Annotated in this window: 12 protein-coding genes; 9 read left to right on the top strand and 3 right to left on the bottom strand. The window is 53.0% G+C overall.

The window, feature by feature from the left end:
* The first annotated feature begins 37 nt into the window (after positions 1-37).
* The 5 genes from thiC (at position 38) to ACN0YD_RS07755 (ending at position 9,456) form a co-directional block, all read left to right on the top strand.
* Positions 38-1,888, top strand: a complete 1,851-nt coding sequence (gene thiC / locus ACN0YD_RS07775; protein WP_417318453.1) for a phosphomethylpyrimidine synthase ThiC — start codon at positions 38-40, stop codon at positions 1,886-1,888.
* A 793-nt stretch (positions 1,889-2,681) separates the two neighbouring features.
* Positions 2,682-3,272: an RNA polymerase sigma factor gene (locus ACN0YD_RS07770; RefSeq protein ID WP_417318451.1), complete on the top strand. Its 591-nt coding sequence runs from the start codon at positions 2,682-2,684 to the stop codon at positions 3,270-3,272.
* A 12-nt stretch (positions 3,273-3,284) separates the two neighbouring features.
* Complete coding sequence (locus ACN0YD_RS07765) at positions 3,285-4,391, top strand: FecR family protein (protein WP_417318449.1); 1,107 nt, start codon at positions 3,285-3,287, stop codon at positions 4,389-4,391.
* Between the two features lie 63 nt (positions 4,392-4,454).
* Complete coding sequence (locus ACN0YD_RS07760) at positions 4,455-7,913, top strand: TonB-dependent receptor domain-containing protein (RefSeq protein WP_417318448.1); 3,459 nt, start codon at positions 4,455-4,457, stop codon at positions 7,911-7,913.
* A gap of 310 nt (positions 7,914-8,223) precedes the next feature.
* Positions 8,224-9,456 carry an argininosuccinate synthase gene (locus ACN0YD_RS07755; RefSeq protein ID WP_417318446.1) on the top strand — a complete coding sequence of 411 codons (1,233 nt, stop codon included), beginning with the start codon at positions 8,224-8,226 and terminating at the stop codon, positions 9,454-9,456.
* Between the two features lie 46 nt (positions 9,457-9,502).
* On the opposite strand, the gene ACN0YD_RS07750 is transcribed toward ACN0YD_RS07755, so the two are convergent.
* The gene (locus tag ACN0YD_RS07750) at positions 9,503-11,623 is read right to left on the bottom strand and encodes a molybdopterin oxidoreductase family protein (RefSeq protein ID WP_417318444.1); all 2,121 of its coding nucleotides are present in this window, start codon (positions 11,621-11,623) and stop codon (positions 9,503-9,505) included.
* A 157-nt stretch (positions 11,624-11,780) separates the two neighbouring features.
* On the opposite strand from ACN0YD_RS07750, the gene ACN0YD_RS07745 reads away from it, so the two are divergent.
* Complete coding sequence (locus ACN0YD_RS07745; protein WP_417318442.1) at positions 11,781-12,788, top strand: XdhC family protein; 1,008 nt, start codon at positions 11,781-11,783, stop codon at positions 12,786-12,788.
* An 8-nt stretch (positions 12,789-12,796) separates the two neighbouring features.
* A complete protein-coding gene (locus tag ACN0YD_RS07740) occupies positions 12,797-13,363 on the top strand; it encodes a nucleotidyltransferase family protein (protein ID WP_417318440.1) in 567 nt (188 codons plus the stop codon).
* Here the strand turns inward: ACN0YD_RS07740 and ACN0YD_RS07735 are convergent, their stop codons facing one another.
* Positions 13,364-14,548, bottom strand: coding sequence for an acetyl-CoA C-acyltransferase (locus ACN0YD_RS07735; protein WP_417318439.1), 1,185 nt, complete (start codon positions 14,546-14,548; stop codon positions 13,364-13,366).
* A 175-nt stretch (positions 14,549-14,723) separates the two neighbouring features.
* Positions 14,724-15,200 (bottom strand): Lrp/AsnC family transcriptional regulator, encoded by a 477-nt coding sequence (locus ACN0YD_RS07730; protein ID WP_417318437.1) that lies wholly within the window; start codon positions 15,198-15,200, stop codon positions 14,724-14,726.
* 174 nt (positions 15,201-15,374) lie between these two features.
* Between ACN0YD_RS07730 and ACN0YD_RS07725 the strand changes: the two genes are divergently transcribed.
* Together ACN0YD_RS07725 and ACN0YD_RS07720 are read left to right on the top strand one after the other, a co-directional pair.
* On the top strand, positions 15,375-18,842 hold the full coding sequence (locus ACN0YD_RS07725) for an indolepyruvate ferredoxin oxidoreductase family protein (RefSeq protein WP_417318877.1): 3,468 nt from the start codon (positions 15,375-15,377) through the stop codon (positions 18,840-18,842).
* A gap of 58 nt (positions 18,843-18,900) precedes the next feature.
* Entirely contained in the window at positions 18,901-19,968 is a 1,068-nt protein-coding gene (locus ACN0YD_RS07720) for a Glu/Leu/Phe/Val dehydrogenase dimerization domain-containing protein (protein WP_417318436.1), read from the top strand.
* Positions 19,969-19,981 lie beyond the last annotated feature (13 nt).

Below are 19,981 nucleotides of genomic sequence, written 5' to 3'. Positions count from 1 at the left end.
CTGTCCGGGTTCTACATTTTGACAATTGGAGATCCTGATGAATATCGCAACCAAACCTGAAAAAATGGAAGTCACCACCGGGCCGCTGCCGGCGTCGCGCAAGGTTTATTTGGAAGGCACGGTTGCGGACAATATCCGTGTACCCATGCGGGAAATTGAACTGCATCCTTCCGCTAACGAAAAACCGGTGCCGGTGTATGATACGTCCGGCCCCTATACCGACCCCGAGGTAGAGATCGATATCTACAAGGGCCTGAGCCGTACCCGCCAGGAATGGGTGATCTCCCGCGGTGATGTGGAGGAATATGAAGGCCGGGATATCAAGCCGGAAGATAACGGCAATGCCAGTGGCAAATATCTGGCCCAGGAATTTCCTGTCAAACATAATCCTTTGCGCGCCAAGGACGGCCAGGCGGTAACACAGCTGGCCTACGCCCGTCGCGGTATCATCACTCCGGAAATGGAATATATTGCCATCCGGGAAAATATGGCCCGGGCGGAACTTGCGGAAAATTACACCCCAGATGAATATGCGGAAAGTTTTGGGGCAGAGATTCCTGACCAGATTACGCCTGAATTCGTCCGTGACGAGATCGCCCGCGGCAGAGCCATTATTCCCTGCAATATCAACCATCCGGAACTGGAGCCGATGATCATCGGCCGCAATTTCCTGGTCAAGATCAATGCCAACATCGGCAACAGCGCTGTGGCTTCTTCCGTAGCCGAGGAAGTGGAAAAGATGGTCTGGTCGACCCGTTGGGGTGCCGATACGGTGATGGATCTCTCCACTGGCCGTAACATCCACAACACCCGGGAATGGATCATTCGTAACTCACCGGTGCCAATCGGCACCGTGCCGATTTATCAGGCGCTGGAAAAAGTTGACGGTGTGGCTGAAGACCTGACCTGGGAAGTGTTCCGCGATACGCTGATCGAACAGGCCGAACAGGGGGTGGATTATTTCACCATTCATGCCGGTGTGCTGCTGCGCTATGTGCCGATGACCGCCAAGCGGGTGACCGGCATCGTCAGCCGCGGCGGCTCTATCATGGCGAAATGGTGCCTGGCCCATCATAAAGAGAATTTCCTCTATACCCATTTCGAGGAAATCTGCGAAATTATGAAAGCCTATGACGTGAGCTTCTCCCTTGGGGACGGCCTGCGTCCGGGTTCCATTGCCGACGCCAATGACGAGGCCCAGTTCGGCGAACTGGAAACCCTGGGTGAATTGACAAAAGTAGCCTGGGAACATGACGTGCAGGTGATGATCGAAGGGCCGGGCCATGTGCCCATGCACAAGATCAAGGTCAATATGGACAAGCAGTTGAAAGAGTGCCATGAGGCGCCGTTCTATACCCTCGGCCCGCTTACGACAGATATTGCGCCGGGCTACGATCATATCACCAGCGGCATCGGTGCCGCCATGATCGGCTGGTTCGGCTGTGCCATGCTTTGTTATGTGACGCCGAAGGAACATCTTGGCTTACCAGACCGGGACGATGTGAAGGTGGGGGTCATCACCTACAAGATCGCCGCCCATGCGGCAGACCTTGCCAAGGGTCATCCAGGTGCACAGATCAGGGATGATGCCCTCTCACGCGCCCGTTTCGATTTCCGCTGGGAAGACCAGTTCAATCTGGCTCTGGATCCGGAAAAGGCGCGGGAATATCATGACGCGACCCTGCCGAAGGAAGCCCACAAGGTGGCGCATTTCTGTTCCATGTGTGGGCCGAAATTCTGTTCCATGAAAATTTCCCAGGAAGTGCGGGACTTTGCCGCCCAGAAGAACCAGGAAGGCATGCTGGAAATGTCGAAGAAGTTCCGCGAAAGCGGCTCCGAGATTTATCAGACCGTGGATGCGAACAAGGAAGCTAACAAGGCGCTCTAGAATCGGGAAAAATATTTTTGGAAAAGGCTCCGCCGGAGACGGCGGAGCCTTTTCAAGTTGTCATGGAGGAGACTGGCGTTTACGACGAATTAACACAAATATGAGACAAAGGCTTGTCCGGGGCCTATGAGACTTATATTTGTTATAATATACTGGCATTGTGTAACAGGTTGTGATATCCGTAATTGCAGTGTTTAAACCGAATATTATTTTGCGACAGCCAAGTAAATAACAGTTTTTGCAGGTGTAACGCACCATACGGGGTATTACCACATCAATTTCCTAGATAGCTATTTTCCCACACAGAAATAGCTATCCTCCGTAGGAGAACTGGCTGCAGCTTTTTAAGCTGCAGCCTTTTTTATTCGTGGGGAGTGAGTCGAGGGAAGTATAATCGGCAGAAGATTCACTGTTCCGGGAGTAGACCCGGTTTGCAGCCGGTTCGCCAAACATTCTGTTTCCCTGATATATCCTTTAGATATAAAATTTTGCTGAACCCGTGTATCTGCGACACAAGCCCATAAAAAACAAAGACCCCTGGGAAAGTAAAACCCGCCAGTAGACTTTTATTTTTTTTGTTTTTACGATTTATCGTGGAATTTAAAGGGTTTCAGCCGGTTATGACGGCAGTCTGTCGCAATAATCCGGGCCTTGATCTCATTGATGGTGTGGGGTGCCTTCCGAGGCGCTAAAATCTAAATTCCACAATATGCTTAGCTCGTGCGGAGGAAGCTGGTGACGGGGACGGGTCTAAAGATGGCCGGAATTGTCCGTTCAGAAACGGGTGTCGGTTATGAAAGATAGCCGCAATTCGATTCTGGAGGGCCTTTACAAGGAACATAGTCAAAGTCTGAAAGGCTATGTCTACCGTTTTTTGCGTTCTGAAAACGAGGCGGAAGAACTGGTTCAGGAAACTTTCCTGAGGTACCATAACGCAAAAAACCAGGAGGATATCAAGTCTCCCAAGGCCTTTCTCTACCGGATTGCCCATAACCTCGCGATAAAGGCCCTCAGGCGACGTAAGATCGTACGGTTTGAAAACAGCCTGGACGGTGAACATATGGAGGTGAAGTGTGCCGAGCCTCTTGCCGACCAGAGGCTAAACTCCAAGCAGGAGTTCAAGCTGTTTTGCGATGCGGTCTGGAAATTGCCGCCGAGGTGTCGTCAGGTTTTTATCCTCCGCGTTATCAAGCGACATTCCTATAAAGAAATAGCCCAAAAACTGGAGATTTCCGTCAGTACGGCTGAAAAGCACGTGTTGAAAGGAATGCGCGATTGTCAGCATTATATAAAACTGCACCAGAAGAATCCTGCAAGCGTTCCGACGGAAAAAAGAGACGGCAGGAAAAAAGTAATAGGAATAACGCGGTTAAAATATAAATAAACGGTGAGTATTGTGGAAAACGAGAATATTGAGCAGGGTCTGGAAGACCAGGCAAGACAGTGGTATCTGCGCCTGCAGGAAGATCCCGGGAATGACGAACTTCGGGAGTCGTTTCTGGAATGGTATGAAGCAGACGAGCGTCATCGGGATGTCTATACCGAAGTGGCAGCCTTCTGGCTTGAGATTGATGAGATGGCCGAGGCAGAAGAACTGCCTGAGGAACTGTTGTCCGATGATGAAAGTCAGGCTGCCGTTGACACCGTAAATCCAGTCTTGGATTCCAGGATAGTGAATGTGACCTATTTGGGTTCACGCCAGAGAAAACATGCTGATACCGGGACCAGGCAGTTCCCGGGACGACGTATTGCACGGGTTGCTGCTGCGGTTGTTGTTCTTGTTGCTGTTTCAGTTGCCTATTATGGCTACAGCCGATATTTGCCTGAAGGAACTTACCGGACGGGTGTTGGTGAGCAGGCGCAGTTAGAACTCGCTGACGGCTCAAGAGTTTTCATGAACACAGACACGGTGCTGAGGGAGGAGTATACCGACAACCTCAGGAAAGTTGTATTGGTGAATGGTGAAGCCATTTTTGATGTCAAACAAGACCCAGTCCGTCCGTTTCTGGTTGAGACAGATTTTGGTTCGACCCGGGCTGTAGGCACTTCCTTCAGTGTTTATGACCGCGATGACAAGATCGAGGTGATTGTTATCGAGGGCACTGTTGCCTTGCATAGAAATAGTGATCTTCAGGAGGTGCTCAAGACTTCGGAGGACGAGGAAAGTAAGCCCCTTTACGTAAAGGGCGGACAGAAAATATATGTCTATGACGATCATTTTGGCACTGTGGGACAGGCCAGTGCTCTTGATCTTGATCGGCTGATTTTCTGGAGAGAGGGCAAAGTGGTTTTCAGAGGCCAGCCCCTGTCGGAAATCGTTCGCGAGATGGCCCGCTACACAAACAGGAAAATCATTATAACCGACAGGTCGATCAAGCAGATGAAAATGGGAGGTGCTTTTGATATCGATGACTTTGATGCTTTTATAAATGCAGTTGAGGACGCCTTTCCGGTAAAGGTGATAAGGGTCACGCCTTATGTCACCTTTATCATAGAAGCCTGATCCGGGGGCGAATGTCGATTCAATGTATGCCCGGATATAAAGTTAGATTGGAAGGGTGATTTTGTGTGCTGTAGGTTTCTTACAGGTGCTGGCAGGGTACTGGGAACGCTGGCGTTTCTGTCGGCGGGACCACATTGTGCTGCGTCTGCTGCACAGGCTGAACAGCAGGTGGAGAGCACTGAAAGCCAGCAGATTGATTTTTCCATCAGGGAACGTGACAGTCTCGCTGAATCCCTGCTGGCGTTTGCCCGCATCACAGGTGAGCAGATTATTTTTCCCTATGACGTTGCAAGCACTTTTCCCTCTCGGCCGCTGGAGGGTAAACTGAATGCAAATGATGCCCTGCTGCAGCTTCTGGAACAGACCCCCTTGAAAGCCTACAGGAACGGGGAGGGGGTTATCATCATACGGTATGACGAGGAACAGGCAAAAAGGCTTCGTTTCCAGGCTCAGCACGGGAACGGGAGCCGTCAGGCAGATTTAGGTGCGACAAACGCTCTGACTGTTGATGATACGGCATTCCAGGAGCCAATACTGGAGGAACTGGTGATTACCGGTTCTCAGCTCACACGTCGTGAATTGACGACGGTAAACCCTCTCTCAATTGTTGACTCCGAGATGATCTCGACAACCGGGACGGTGAATTTGGAAAATGCCCTGAACCGTTTTTCCCAGGTTATTCCTGGACTTACGGCTCATTCCAATAATCCCGGAAATGGAACGGTTACTGTCGATTTGCGGGGGTTTGGCCCGAAACGGACCCTGGTTCTTGTCGACGGGCGGCGCTATGCTCCAAGTGATCCGGATGGTATCGTGGACCTGAATGCAATACCCGTCGTCCTGCTGGAGCGGGTTGAAATCGTTACCGGCGGCACCTCGGCTGTTTACGGTTCCGACGCTATATCAGGAGTGGTCAATTTTATTCTCAAGGATGATCTGGAAGGCTTTCTTTTCGACGGTCGTTACCGGACTTCACACCAGGGTGACGCGGACAAGGTCAGTTGGGATATGGTTTATGGCGAAGCCATAGGCGGGGACAGCGGGAATTTCTTTTTTCATGTCGGCTATCTGGAACGAGAGTCTCTGTTGCAGGGAGAGCGGGATTTTTCCAGCAATGCACTGACAGACTATTATATAGTTCCGGGAAGTGTCGATGAGAAATATGGTTTCGGAACTCCACTGTTGCCGGCTGAAGGCGGGGTTCCGGGGTTGATCCGTGCCGGTAGCGCGGCAATTCCCGGGACATTGATATTTGGTGTGCGGGAATCAGGACCCTATCCGGGCCTCGCCACTTTTAACGCAGACGGGGAAAGCATCGAATACAACAGCCTGACGGATTCCTATAACTATGCCCCGGATAACTATCTTCAGGTTCCCCAGAAAAGATGGATGGCAACCTTTGGTGCCAACTACGACATATCCCATAATATGAATATCTACCTGCGGTCCATTTTTGTGCACAACAGGGTTGATACGGAGCTCGCCCCGACGCCGGGTTACCTTGAGGGGGTCGAAGTGTCTGTTGATCATCCTTTTCTTGCTCCGGAAGGCCGGTTGGCGCTGCAGGGGATCGACTGGTATGCGACCGGTGCCCCCATGCAGGCCCGGGACAGTATGGGGAGTCTTTTGTTTGATTCATCAGGGCGTCCTGTGCAGGCACGTCAGGCTATTGAATATGTTTATGACAGTACGGGGGAGATCATCGGGTCAAGCCCGCTCTGGAATCCGGATGGAACACCTGTTCCCGTGACAGGAATACCTGATACCGGTAACTCAGGCAGCCTGCTCTATGAAAGCGACGGCAGAGCACGAATTCCCACACTGGCTCGCAGGTTTGTGGAGATCGGTCCCCGGCGTCAGGAGAACATGCGAAAAACCTTTAATGTCGTTTTCGGTACGGATGTCGACATTTCTGACAATCTGGGTGTGTCGGTGAATTACAATTACAGCAGCTATAGTCACAACCAGCTCCAGGTGAATGACGTTTCAGCTCAGCGGCTTCGTTATGCTCTCGATGTCATCAAGTCGGGTGATCGTAATATATGTGCTGACGAGCAGGCGCGAAGGGAAGGATGTCAGCCGGCGAATATTTTCGGTGCCGGAAATATCTCGGCCGGGGCCGCGGAGTATATCCGCACCGATCTGGAGAGCAGTACCGAATATCAGCGTCATGTCGCCAGCCTTCATTTTGCAGGCGAATTTAGTAATCCGCTGGGAGGGGAAGCCAGGTATCTTATTGGCGCCGACTGGCGGCGTGAAGACTTAAAGCGTATTGCGGACGCGCAACTGGCCAGCGATGAGTCACTGGGATTTAACCATGTGAATAGCCTGGTGGGTGACTATGAAGTTATAAGCCTTTTTGGTGAAATTGATTTTCCGCTCATCCGTAATGAGGCCGGTCTTGATGTACTTAAGCTTTCCAGCGCTTTTCGCCTTTCCGATTTTACCACATCCGGCAGGGCCTCCTCCTATGCGGCGGGGCTTTTCTGGCAACCCTCCGAAGTTATAAATTTCCGGGGACAATATCAGCGCGCCGTCAGAACGCCGAGCATTAACGAGTTATATTCCGGCACTTTCGAGACATTTGAACCGGCGCGGGACCCTTGTGCAGCGGAGCATAATAACGGGTATACGGGGATAGAGGAACTCTGCGAAGCGACAGGTGTTCCGGCCGGTATGATGGGAGACTTTTACCAGACGAGTGACCAGGTCCGCAGTATATATGGCGGAAACCGTGAACTGGTAGAGGAATATTCCGATACTTTTTCTGCAGGTTTCGTGCTGAAACCGGCAAAGCTCGGAAATTTTCAGATTACGATGGACTATTACAATATCCAAATTCACGACATGATCGACATTTTTGCGGGCGGAACGGCCAATATTATCGACCTTTGCTACTCCGGGACAGAATATTCCACCTATTGTTCCGCTATCCATCGTTTTGATTCAGGAAGTATCGACTATGTAGAGGCCCTGTTGACCAATCTGGGCAAGGCATCCACATCAGGCATCGATACCCAGCTTTTCTATTTTGTCGAACTGGGCAGCGGTCTGATGAGTGAGAATGATACGATCGACATATTTTTCCAGGGCTCCTATGTCATGGATTTCACTCTGCTGGCGGCCGGAGGGTTGCAGGAATATAACTGTGCCGGCTATTTCGGCGATCATTGTGGTGATCCCCATCCCAGATTTCGCTTCACCCAGATGACCACCTGGGAAAGCGGTCCGTTCAGCCTGACAGTCAGATGGCGTTATCTTAGTGGTGTCAGGGAAGGGGCCATTCTGAGCGGTACCTTGCCGGAGGAACTGGCTGTGGCTTCTATTCCAGGTGAACATTATTTTGATCTTGGTGTGAAATATCAGATAGAGGAAAATATAACGCTGCGCGGTGGTGTGGACAACATGTTTAACAATAGGCCGGCCCCGCTGGGCAGCAGACAGCAGCAGGCCAATACCTTCCCCAATTTTTACGATGTACTTGGCCCCTATATGTACTTTGGACTGGAAGCGCGTTTTTAGGCTGCTGTTTACGGGACAGAATCTTTGCCGGCTTTTTCCGGTTTTCAGGAAATTTTAAAAGGGAGTAGCGGGTTTTGTCCGCTTAGGAGTCATGGAGTGTGAATGATCGGGCTGTGCATATGGCCCCGAGCACCTGAACCCTATGATAGTTATTATGCCACACACTAATAGCTATCCTCCGTAGAAGGGCTGGCTGCAGCTTGAAAAAGCTGCAGCCTTTTTTCTGCCGTTCTCCCGCGGCTTTTCAGTTGACCTCCCCCAGGCGTCAGAGTATTCACAGGACAGAAATTTGAGTAAAGGATGCCTCCTGATGACTGATAAAATCAACAAAGTGGTGCTGGCCTATTCTGGCGGGCTTGACACCTCCATTATTCTGAAATGGCTGCAGGATACCTACAACTGCGAAGTCGTGACCTTTACGGCCGACCTGGGCCAGGGAGAGGAACTGGAGCCGGCGCGTAAAAAAGCGGAAATGTTTGGCTGCAAGGAAATCTATATCGAGGACTTGCGCGAAGAATTCGTCCGCGATTATGTCTTCCCCATGTTCCGAGCAAATGCTCTCTATGAAGGGGTTTACCTGCTGGGGACCTCCATTGCCCGGCCGCTGATAGCCAAGCGCCAGATTGAAATTGCCAAAGCGGTGGGAGCTGAAGCCGTCTGCCACGGAGCAACCGGCAAGGGCAACGACCAGGTTCGTTTCGAACTGGGCTATTATGCCCTGAACCCGGATATCAAGGTCATTGCACCCTGGCGCGAATGGGACCTCAACAGCCGCACCAAACTGATCGACTATGCGGAAAAGCACCAGATTCCGATCGCCAAGGACAAGCGCGGTGAAGCCCCGTTCTCGGTTGACGCCAACCTGCTGCATACCTCAAGCGAGGGCAAGGCCCTGGAAGATCCGTGGGATGAAGCCCCGGAATATGTCTATAACCGTATTGTTTCCCCTGAAGAAGCGCCGGACAAACCGACCTATATCGAGATCGAGTTTAAAAACGGTGATGCGGTAGCCATTGACGGTGAGAAGATGTCTCCGGCGACCCTGTTGACCAAGCTCAACGAGCTGGGCGGGGCCAACGGCATTGGTCGTCTTGATCTACTGGAAAACCGCTTTGTCGGCATGAAGAGCCGCGGCATTTATGAAACGCCGGGTGGTACCATCCTGCTGACCGCACACCGGGGCATGGAAAGCATTACGCTCGACCGGGGCGCCATGCACCTGAAAGACGAACTGATGCCGAAATATGCAGAGTTGATCTATAACGGCTTCTGGTTCTCGCCAGAGCGCGAAATGCTGCAGGCCCTGATTGACAAGTCTCAGCAGCATGTGGAAGGCACCGTGCGCCTGAAACTTTACAAAGGCAGTGCGACACTGGTCGGCCGCAAGTCACCCAAGTCTCTTTACAGCATGGAGCATGTGACTTTCGAAGAAGACCAGGTTTACGATCAGCGTGATGCAGAAGGCTTTATCAAGCTCAACGCCCTGCGACTGCGCCTGCAGAAAAAGCGCGGGGATGCGGACATTCCGCCGACCTACGAATAAAATCTGATTATCAGATAAAGAAAAGGCCGGGATTTCCCGGCCTTTTTTATATTCGCTTTATCTTCACGGGTACGCCATTCACCGCGGCGGTGCCGGCAATGGGATCGCGCAGGGTGTCATCGGTAAAGTCATTGACACTGACACCGGCATGATCCCTGGCAACGGACAGTCGTGTGCCGTCCCGGTCATGGCCCCAGCCGTGTGGCAGGCTGACGGTGCCGGGCATCATGTCCTCGCAACTTTCCACCAGAATTTTCTGTTCTGTTACCCGGGAGGAAAGCAGGGCATAGCCTCCCTCAGACAGTCCGTATCTGTCGATGTCATCGGGGTGCACCAGCAGGGTGCAGCGGTTCTTGCCTTTCACCAGTCGGTCGTAATTATGCATCCAGCTGTTGTTGGAGCGCAAATGCCGCCGGCCGATCAGTAAAAGGCCGTTCTGTTTGGGGCCTGAGTTCAGTTTCTCGAGGAATTCCTCAAGCCCCTGCCGGATCAGATCGGGGAAGCAATTAATTTTCCGGTTTTTTGTTTTCAGCTTCTGTAACAGGCCGGGGTTCAGGGGGCCCAGATCAATGCCGTGGGAATGATCTTTGAGCTTTTGCAGGGAGAGCCCCGGTTCTGCTCTTCGCCTTTTGCCATAGGGGCCATAGGCCAGTCCCAGGTTGACCAGCCGGTGGGGGGCTCGCTTTTTTGTCGTTATGGGCGCGCCCATTTTTACCGCCATGCGCCGGGTCAGTTCATCATAGATCTGCCAGTCATGCAGTGTGCCTTCCGGTGGGGTGAAAACAGTCTCGCTGTAGCGGGTCACATTGCGGACCGCCAGCATCAGGAAGGTGATGTCATAATGGTCATGTTCCAGCGGCGCCGTTGGCGGCAGAATGATATCGGCATGACGGGTGGTTTCGTTGAGGTAGAAATCAACGCATACCATGAAGTCCAGGCTTTCCAGCGCCCGTTCCAGCTGTTTGCCATTGGGGGTGGAGAGCACCGGGTTTCCGGCCGCAATGATCATCGCATTGATTTGTCCGTCGCCGGGGGTGAGGATTTCCGTCGCCATTTCCGTTGCCGGCAGGTCGCTGCAGGCTTCGGGAAGGTCATTGATCCGGCTTCTCCAGCGGCCATATCCACCCGGGCCCATTAGATGCATGCCGACAAGGTCAATGGCGGGATCGGTGACCAGGGTGCCGCCAATTTTGTCCAGATTGCCGGTGACGATATTGATCATCTGGATCAGCCAGTGATTGAGGGTGCCGTTCTCTGTCACACTGACACCGAGGCGGCCATAACAGGTGGCCTTGTCAGCCGCGGCTAGCTCCTTCGCAATTGTCTCGATATCTTCCCTTGCAATACCGCATTGATCGGCGCAATCCGAAACTTTCACCGGTTTCAGAATGTTCTCAACCTGATCAACATTGTCCAGATGATCCGACAGGTGCGCTCGTTTCTCGGGTGCAGTTGTTTCCACCAGGACTTTCAACAGGGCCAACAGGAAAGCGGTATCGCCGCCCGGACGAATGAAATGGTGCCGCTCAGCCATATGGGCGGTTTCCGTGCGCCGGGGATCAATGACAATGATTTTGCCGCCCCGGTCCTGGATCGCCTTGAGTCGCTTTTTGATATCCGGGCAGGTCATCATGCTGCCGTTGGACACCAGCGGATTGCCGCCGAGGATCAACATATAGTCCGTGTGGTCGATATCCGGCACCGGCAGCAGGAACTGATGGCCGTACATCAGGTGACTGACAAGCTGGTGCGGGAGTTGATCCACCGTTGTGGCGGAATAGCGGTTCTTTGTGCGCAACATTTTATAGAAGATGGGCGCGTGGGTCATGGCGCCCAGGTTATGCACATTGGGGTTGCCGAGATAGATGCCGATGGAATCAGCGCCATGCGTTCTGTTGATTTCGAACAGCCGGTCCGTGACCTCGTCCAGGGCGTCATCCCAGCTGATTTCGCGCCACTGGCCGTCAACTTTCTTCAGCGGCTTTTGCAGCCGGTCAGGATCCTCCTGGATATCCTTCAGCGCCACGGCCTTGGGGCAGATATGTCCCCGGCTGAACGGATCGTCTTTATCCCCGCGAATGGAGATAACTTCCTGACCATCGGTTTTGATTTCCAGCCCGCAGATGGCTTCACACAAAGGGCAGGCGCGATAGATCGTCTGTTCCATTTTAGCGTCCCTGTTATATCTGTTAGATAGAATATTATATCAGACCCCGACCAAAGACAAACCGGATACGCATACTGTAAGGGGAAAGATAAGAGTATCACATCCGACGGGGCATGAATATATTTGCGGTACAAACAATTGCCGTTATAAGGAACTCATGACAGCAGACTGGCAACCCATTTGGAAAAAACTTGAACAATGGCAGGGCGAGGGAAGAACCCTGGCGCTGGCCACCGTTGTCGAGACCTGGGGCTCTTCGCCCCGTCCTGTTGGGAGCCATATGATTGTGGATTCCGACATGCGGATCGAGGGCTCGGTATCTGGCGGCTGCATTGAGAGCAGTGTCATCCAGGCGGTGATGGAGGTTTTCCGGGAAGGGCGACCCCGGTTGCTTGAGTTTACCGTGACAACCGAAATGGCTTGGGAGGCGGGGCTGTCCTGCGGCGGGCATATGAAAGTGCTGGTGGAGCCCTTCGGGGCAAAGGAGCAGTTGTTTCCCCAATTGACCGGCAAGTTAAAGCAGGGGGTGTGCTGGCTGGTAACCGATTGTGAAAGCGGAGACTTCTGGTTTAGTCAGGGGGAAACCTCGGTCGGATCAGATGCGGTCCGTGCGGCAGTTGAAGACAGCTTACCCAATCTCTACAAATCCCGCCTGCAGGAGATCAATGGGCGCTGCTATTTCCTGCAACGTTATGACGATCCCATCCACCTGGTGGTTCTGGGTGCCGTTCATGTGGCGCAAGCGCTGCTGCCCATGGCAGAGCAGCTCAACATCCGCACAACCCTGATTGATCCGCGAACGGCTTTTGCCACAGAGGAACGTTTTCCCGGGGTGGAAATCTGTCACGACTGGCCGGACGAGGCGCTGGATAAGATGGAGGTGGGACCGGGTACGGCTATTGTCACGCTCACCCATGACGCCAAACTGGACGATCCGGCCCTTGATTTCGCCCTGAAATCAAACGCCTTTTATATCGGCGCTCTGGGCAGCAGGAAAACCAATGCCCTTCGCCACAAGCGGTTGTTGGATGTCGGATTCACAGAAGATGATCTGAAACGCATCCATGGTCCTGTCGGGCTGGACATCGGCTCGGTAACCCCGCAGGAAATTGCCCTGTCTATTCTGGCCGAAGTGGTAGCCGTTTATCGCGGTCGGGAAGATTGATGAGCCGGATGGCTGCAATTGTCCTTGCTGCCGGTCAGTCCCGCCGCATGGGCGAACAGAATAAACTTCTTCTCCCCTTCGGCAATAGTGCCATTCTCGGAACTGTCCTTGATAACCTTTTGGCTGTGGGGCTGGGTGAAATTTATCTGGTTACCGGGCATGAGGCCGAAAAAGTCCAAGAGGCTGTTGCAGGGCAGAATATAAGGATCATTCATAACCCGGATTATGCACTGGGACTGTCCTCGAGCCTGAAGGCAGGAATTGCCGCCCTTTCAGAAGCGACAGAGGCCGCCATGATCTGCCTCGGCGATATGCCCGGCGTGACGGCGGAAGATTATAGAAAACTGGTTGAGGCTTGGGCGCCCGGCAAAATCATTGTGCCGGTGCAGGACGGCAGGCAGGGCAATCCGGTAATTTTTGATCGGAAGTATTTTTCGGAGATCATGGAATTTCAAGGAGACCGGGGCGCCAAAACGCTGCTGGTAAAATACCGTGACCAGCTTGTGACTGTTCCCTGCGGTCATGAAGGTATCTTCCGGGATGTGGACACCCCGGAAGATTATCATTCAACTTGATCAGGCGACCTCAAACAGTCCGGCTGCACCCATGCCGCCGCCGACACACATGGTGACAACCACATATTTGGCGCCGCGGCGCTTGCCTTCAATCAGGGCATGGCCGGTCATGCGTGACCCGCTCATACCATAAGGATGGCCAATGGAAATGGCGCCGCCGTTGACATTGAAAAGTTCAGGATCAATGCCAAGATGATCGCGGCAGTAGAGCGCCTGGACAGCGAAAGCTTCATTAAGTTCCCACAGGCCGATGTCATTGATGGTCAGGCCCGCCTTGCTCAGCAGTTTGGGAATTGCATAGATCGGACCGATGCCCATTTCCTCCGGCGGACAACCGGCGACGGCCATGCCGCGATAGATGCCGAGCGGCTGCAATCCCTTTTGTTCCGCGAGTTTACGTTCCATCAGGACACAGGCAGACGCGCCGTCGGAAAGCTGACTGGCATTACCCGCGGTTACCGTACCGCCTTCGATGACCGCATTAAGGTTCTGCAGGCTTTCAAGCGAGGTCTCGGGGCGGTTACCTTCGTCTTTTTCAAGGGTCACGGGCACTTCAGATACTTCGCCTGTTTCCTTGTCCTTAACCAGTTTGACAGAGGGCAGAGGGACGATTTCATCATCGAATTTACCCTCATGCTGCGCCTTGGCGGTGCGCTGCTGGCTGAGCAGGGAATATTCATCCTGGGCATCACGGCTGATGTTGTATTTTTTCGCCACGACTTCGGCCGTCTGCAACATGGGCATATAGGCGTGTTCGCTATATTTGGTTACGTTGGGGTCGGTGCTTTCCATCAGCCATTTAAAGGCCTGGTTCTGTACCATAGAGATATTGTCCAGGCCGCCGCCGACAGCAACATCCATGCCGTCAAACATAATCTGCTTCGCAGCTGTGGCAATGGTCATCAGGCCCGAAGAACACTGCCGGTCCATGGTCATTCCGGAAACAGTATCCGGGAGCCCGGCGGCAAGGGCGCTCATCCGGCCAATGTTCCAGCCGCTAGTACCACAGGGCAGGGAAGATCCCATGATAACATCTTCAACTTCGGCACCGTCAAGGCCGGCCCGTTTTACCGCTTCCCTGACGGCGTGACCGCCAAGGGTGGGTGATTTGGTATTATTAAACGCGCCCTTGTAAGCACGCCCGATCGGGGTGCGGGCAGTTGATACGATAACGGCTTCTCTCATGGTTTTTCTCCCGGCTATTGTGGTTTTCGCCGGGAGTTTAGTTCAGTCTTGATGTCAGGGCAACACAAAAATAAAACGGATGTTTTAACGCGCGAGTGAATGAAAATCTGTGCTTTCTTATAAAGGCTGGATAGCGGGGAAAAACTTTGGAATTTCAGCCCAAATGCCACCCGGATTATTTGGAAAGCTTGAGAGGTAAAATGGTGGTGTTTTTGACCTTTGTCACGGCAAAGCGGGAATGAACTTCGTTGACCATTTCCATTTTCAGAAGCTTCTGGCGCAGGAAATTTTCATAGGCTGTCATATCTGTTGTGATGATCTTTAGCATATAGTCCATTGACCCGCTGATGGTGTAGCACTCAACCACTTCCGGATAGACCTCGATCAGCTTTTCAAACTCTTCCAGTGAATTGTCCTTATGGTGAGCCAGTTTAACATTGGCGAAGGTAATGATGTGGAGCCCCAGTTTTTCCGCATTGAGGATGGCCACGCGGCCATCGATCAGGCCAAGCTCTTCCAGTCGTTTCACCCGCCGCCAGCAGGGAGCCGTGGACAGGCCGACCTTATCGGCAAGTTCCGTATTGGTGAGGCTGGCATCCCGCTGCAAGGCATCAAGAATTTTGCGATCTATATCGTTTAATTTATCAAGCATCAACGTTTCTCTTTTCACTAAAAAACCATAAAAATATAGCCAAAACTATCGTAATAAACCTGAAAAAGAAACTTAATTTCGCGAAAAATATGCAAAAATAATTCATTATAGGGTTGGAATGGAAAATGGAGCAGGGCAGTGAAAAAAGACCTAATTTCCCTTGATGATAAATATATGCTGGAAGAAGGCAGTGCCTTTATGTCCGGGACCCAGGCGCTGGTGCGTATCCCCATCGTGCAACGGTGGCGGGACCAGACCGCCGGTTTGAATACAGCCGGGTTTATTTCCGGTTATCGGGGGTCTCCACTTGGCGGTTACGACCAGGCGGTCATGAAAGCCAAAAAAATACTGGACGGCAACAATATTCATTTCCAGCCTGGCCTGAATGAGGAACTTGCCGCCACGGCGGTCTGGGGCACGCAGCAGGTCAATATGTTCAAGGGCGCCCGCTATGACGGGGTGTTTGGAATCTGGTACGGTAAGGGCCCGGGCGTGGACCGGACCGGTGATACCTTCCGTCACGCCAATGCAGCCGGTACAAGCCCGCACGGTGGTGTCCTGGCCATTGCCGGAGATGACCATTCCGCCAAATCTTCTACCCTGCCACACCAATCCGACCACAGTTTTTATGCCACCATGCTGCCGATGCTTTACCCGGCCGATATCCAGGAGTTTGTGGAATACGGTCTGCTGGGCATCGCCATGTCCCGTTACTCCGGTTGCTGGAGCGCCTTCAAGGTAACCAGCGAGACCGCCGAGACAACCGCAACGGTGGATCTGACCCGTGAACAGAGAGAAATCCTGTTTCCGGATGAAACGGAATTTGAAATGCCGCCGGGCGGGGTTCATATCCGCCCCAACGATGTCTGGAAAGATCAGGACTATCGTCTGCAGCGCTACAAGCTGTTTGCGGCGCTCGCTTTTGTGAAGAAAAACAAGATCGATCAGATCGTCATGAACAGCACGAAGTCGCGTTTCGGCATCATCACCAGCGGCAAGAGCTATGGCGATGTGCGTCAGGCCCTGTTTGAACTTGGAATTGACCAGGAAGTGGCTGAACAGATCGGCCTGAGAATCTACAAAGTAGGTATGCCCTGGCCGCTGGAGCCTGACGGGGTGCGCAATTTCTGTACCGGTCTCGAGGAAATCCTCATCGTTGAGGAGAAACGCGAACTGATCGAAAACCAGCTCAAGCAGCAGCTGTTCAACATGCCGGCGGATATCCGTCCCCGGGTCGTGGGCAAATATGACGAAAAAGGCAATTGGCTTCTGCCGCCGGAAAATGGTCTCAGTGTCGGCCTGATCACCCATGTGATTGCCGACCGGATTTCCCGCTTCTATCATAGTGACCGTATTGATGAACGGCTGGAATTCTTCAAACGCCGTGAGGAAATGCAGAAACATTATGCGACGCCTCTGGCGCGGACACCCTATTTCTGTTCCGGTTGTCCCCACAATACCTCCACCAAAGTGCCGGAAGGAAGCCGCGCCTCTGCCGGGATCGGCTGTCACATTATGGCGCTGTGGATGGACAGAAATACCTCTACTTTTACCCAGATGGGTGGGGAGGGCGTGCCCTGGGTTGGTCATGCGCCTTTCACCGATGAGAAACATATTTTCGCCAACCTGGGTGATGGCACCTACTTCCATTCCGGCATATTGGCCGTAAGGCAGTCCATCGCCGCCGGTGTGAACATCACCTATAAAATTCTTTATAATGATGCGGTCGCCATGACAGGCGGTCAGCCCCATGACGGACAGCTGACAGTTCCCGGTATTGCCACCCAGATGATGGGGGAGGGTGCCAAGAAGATCTGGATCCTGACCGAGGACCTGGACCGTTATAAAGACCGCAGCGGTATTCCTTCCCATATCCCGGTGCTGCATCGGGATGAACTTCCCGCCATTCAGGAAGAAGCCCGCAATACCGAAGGCTGTACGGTTATTATCTACGACCAGACCTGTGCGGCCGAGAAACGCCGCCGCCGGAAGCGCGGTCTTTTTCCCGATCCCGACCGGCGGGTTTTCATCAATGATGCGGTCTGTGAAGGCTGCGGTGACTGTTCCGTCAAATCCAACTGTGTTTCCGTGGAGCCGCTGGAGACTGAATACGGTCGCAAGCGGACCATCAACCAGTCTAGCTGTAACAAGGATTACAGCTGTGTAAATGGTTTCTGTCCGTCCTTTGTCAGCGTTTACGGCGGTAAGCTGCGCAAGACGCAGGCCACCGGCTTTGAGGAACTTCTGGAAAATATTCCCGAACCCGTGGTGCCGGAGCTGGACCATGCCTATAACATCATGGTGTCAGGTGTCGGCGGGACCGGTGTTCTGACCATCGGCGCCCTGCTTGGTATGGCGGCCCATGTGGAAGGCAAGGCGAGCCTGCTTCTGGATATGGCCGGCCTGGCCCAGAAAGGTGGCGCGGTACTGTCCCATGTGCGGCTTGGTCCGGATATGAATGAGCTCAGAACCCCGCATATTCTTACCGGCGGTTCCCATCTTCTTCTGGCCTGCGACATGGTGGTGGCTGCTAGCCCCCAGGCGATCGAAGCCATTCAGAAGACCAAGACAAGAGCGGTGATTAATTCACACCGGATTCCCGTCTCCTCTTTTGTCGGCAACAACAATATCGATTTCCGGGAAGAGGCGCTGAAAAAAGCCATCGCCGAGCATACCCGGGATGACGGACGCTATTTCATCGAGGCGTCGGAAATTGCCACCCTCCTTCTGGGGGACTCCATTGCCACTAATATCTTCATGCTGGGCTACGCCTGGCAGCAGGGATTGATTCCGCTCAGCTTTGCCTCCCTTAAACGGGCCATCGAACTGAACGGTGTGGCTGTGGCGCAGAATCTGAAAACCTTTGCCTGTGGCCGTCTTGCAGCTCACGCGCCGGAGAAGGTGGAAGAAGTTATTCGTCCGCTTCTGGACCCGTCCAGCCACGAACATATCTCCGACACTCAGGAGGAACTGGTTGAAAAACGTCGAAAGTATCTGGCCGAATATCAAAATGCGGCATATGCCAGAAAATATACCGATCTTCTCGCCCGGGTACAGGCCAAAGAGGTGGAATTGTTCGGCGAGGCAGGCGACCTCAGCGAAGCTGTCGCACGCTATTACTTCAAGCTGATGGCCTATAAGGATGAATATGAAGTTGCCCGGCTTTACAGCAATGGCAACTTCCTGAAAAAACTTGCCGCCCAGTTCGAAGGCGATTTCAAGCTGCGTTTCCATCTTGCACCGCCGATCATGGAGAAAAAGGACAAGGCAACGGGTCTTCCCAAAAAACGGGAATTCGGTCCCTGGATGCTTAAAGCCTTTGGATTGCTGGCTAAGGGCAAGGTGCTTCGCGGCACGGCCCTGGATATCTTCGGCTATACCGAAGAGCGTCGTCAGGAGAGGCAGCTGATCCGTGACTATGAGGAGGTCGTCGAGAAAATCCTGAGCCGCCTCAACAAGGAAAACCTCCAGCTGTGTACCGAGATTGCTTCCTTCCCGGATCGTATCCGTGGCTATGGTTATGTGAAGGAACGTAACCTGAAAGAACAGAAAGAGAAGCTTGCCGGCCTGTTGAGTGACCTGGAGGCCGAAAGATACTCCGGCCAGAATGCCGGGAAGACGGACGAGAAAATTCCGGCCTGAATGGCTCGGGATACCCAACAACAGTGACGCTGAAATATTTAGGAAGAAAGTCAGAGTAATGATTGAGACAAATCAGTTCAGGGAACATGAACAACTTGTTTATCTGCACGACAAGGAAACCGGCCTGAAAGCCATTATTGCCATTCACGACACCACCCTTGGACCGGCCGGCGGCGGCTGCCGCATGTGGCCCTATGACAATGAAATGGACGCTATTGCCGATGTGCTTCGGCTGTCCCGTGGCATGAGCTATAAAAATGCGGTTGCCGGTCTTGCCCTCGGCGGCGGAAAATCAGTAATCATCGGGAACCCCCACAAAGACAAGAGCGAGGAATTGTTCCGCGCCTTCGGTCGTATGGTCGAAAGCCTGGGAGGTAAATATATCGCTGCCGAGGACGTGGGCATTTCTGTGGAAGATATGGAAATTGTTGCTCGCGAGACAAAGCATGTTATCGGTCTGAGTGAGGGGGAGCATGCGTCAGGCGATCCATCTCCTTTCACGGCCGACGGTGTGTTCCAGGGCATTCGCGCCGCCGTCAAATACAAGCTTGGCAGGGAAGATCTTTCCGGTCTGACCGTTGCCGTGCAGGGTGTCGGCCATGTGGGATATTATATCTGTCGCCATCTGCATGAAGCCGGAGCGAAGCTGGTTGTCTCCGACATTCACCAGCCGTCACTGGACAGGGTTGTGTCCGAATTTGGCGCAACCGTTGTTGATCCCGGCGAGATTCTTCAGGTGGAGTGCGACGTCCTTTGCCCTTGCGCCTTGGGCGCGGTGTTGAATGATGATACCATTCCCAACCTGAAAACAACCATTGTTGCCGGCGCAGCCAACAATCAGCTGGCCCGGGATGAACATGGTCGCATGCTTAAGGATCGTGGTATACTTTTTGCGCCGGACTATGTAATTAATGCCGGTGGAATTATCAATGTATCCGCAGAGGCACGCGGCAAATATGATGTGGAATGGGTGCGTGAGAAAGTGGCCAACATTTATAATACGCTCATGACCATTTATCGCCGGTCTGACGAGGAAAATCGTCCGACCAACGTGATCGCCGATGAACTGGCCGAGGAAATCATAGCCGCCGGTCGTGAGCGCAACAGCAAAGGCAAAGCGGCCTGAAGTTAAGCATGGG

Origin of the sequence: Emcibacter sp. (assembly GCF_048269205.1) — a bacterium.
In the GTDB taxonomy this organism is placed as follows: domain Bacteria; phylum Pseudomonadota; class Alphaproteobacteria; order Sphingomonadales; family Emcibacteraceae; genus Emcibacter.
The sequence above is the reverse complement of the archived record's forward strand: the minus strand, read 5'-3'. Positions and strand labels throughout refer to the sequence as shown.

Coding starts and splice junctions, on each gene's coding strand:
- ACN0YD_RS07750 (WP_417318444.1), bottom strand. CDS start 11,623: ATGGAACAGACGATCTATCGCGCCTGCCCTTTGTGTGAAGCCATCTGC.
- ACN0YD_RS07720 (WP_417318436.1), top strand. CDS start 18,901: ATGATTGAGACAAATCAGTTCAGGGAACATGAACAACTTGTTTATCTG.
- ACN0YD_RS07735 (WP_417318439.1), bottom strand. CDS start 14,548: ATGAGAGAAGCCGTTATCGTATCAACTGCCCGCACCCCGATCGGGCGT.
- ACN0YD_RS07770 (WP_417318451.1), top strand. CDS start 2,682: ATGAAAGATAGCCGCAATTCGATTCTGGAGGGCCTTTACAAGGAACAT.
- ACN0YD_RS07755 (WP_417318446.1), top strand. CDS start 8,224: ATGACTGATAAAATCAACAAAGTGGTGCTGGCCTATTCTGGCGGGCTT.
- thiC (WP_417318453.1), top strand. CDS start 38: ATGAATATCGCAACCAAACCTGAAAAAATGGAAGTCACCACCGGGCCG.
- ACN0YD_RS07745 (WP_417318442.1), top strand. CDS start 11,781: ATGACAGCAGACTGGCAACCCATTTGGAAAAAACTTGAACAATGGCAG.
- ACN0YD_RS07725 (WP_417318877.1), top strand. CDS start 15,375: ATGCTGGAAGAAGGCAGTGCCTTTATGTCCGGGACCCAGGCGCTGGTG.
- ACN0YD_RS07730 (WP_417318437.1), bottom strand. CDS start 15,200: ATGCTTGATAAATTAAACGATATAGATCGCAAAATTCTTGATGCCTTG.
- ACN0YD_RS07740 (WP_417318440.1), top strand. CDS start 12,797: ATGGCTGCAATTGTCCTTGCTGCCGGTCAGTCCCGCCGCATGGGCGAA.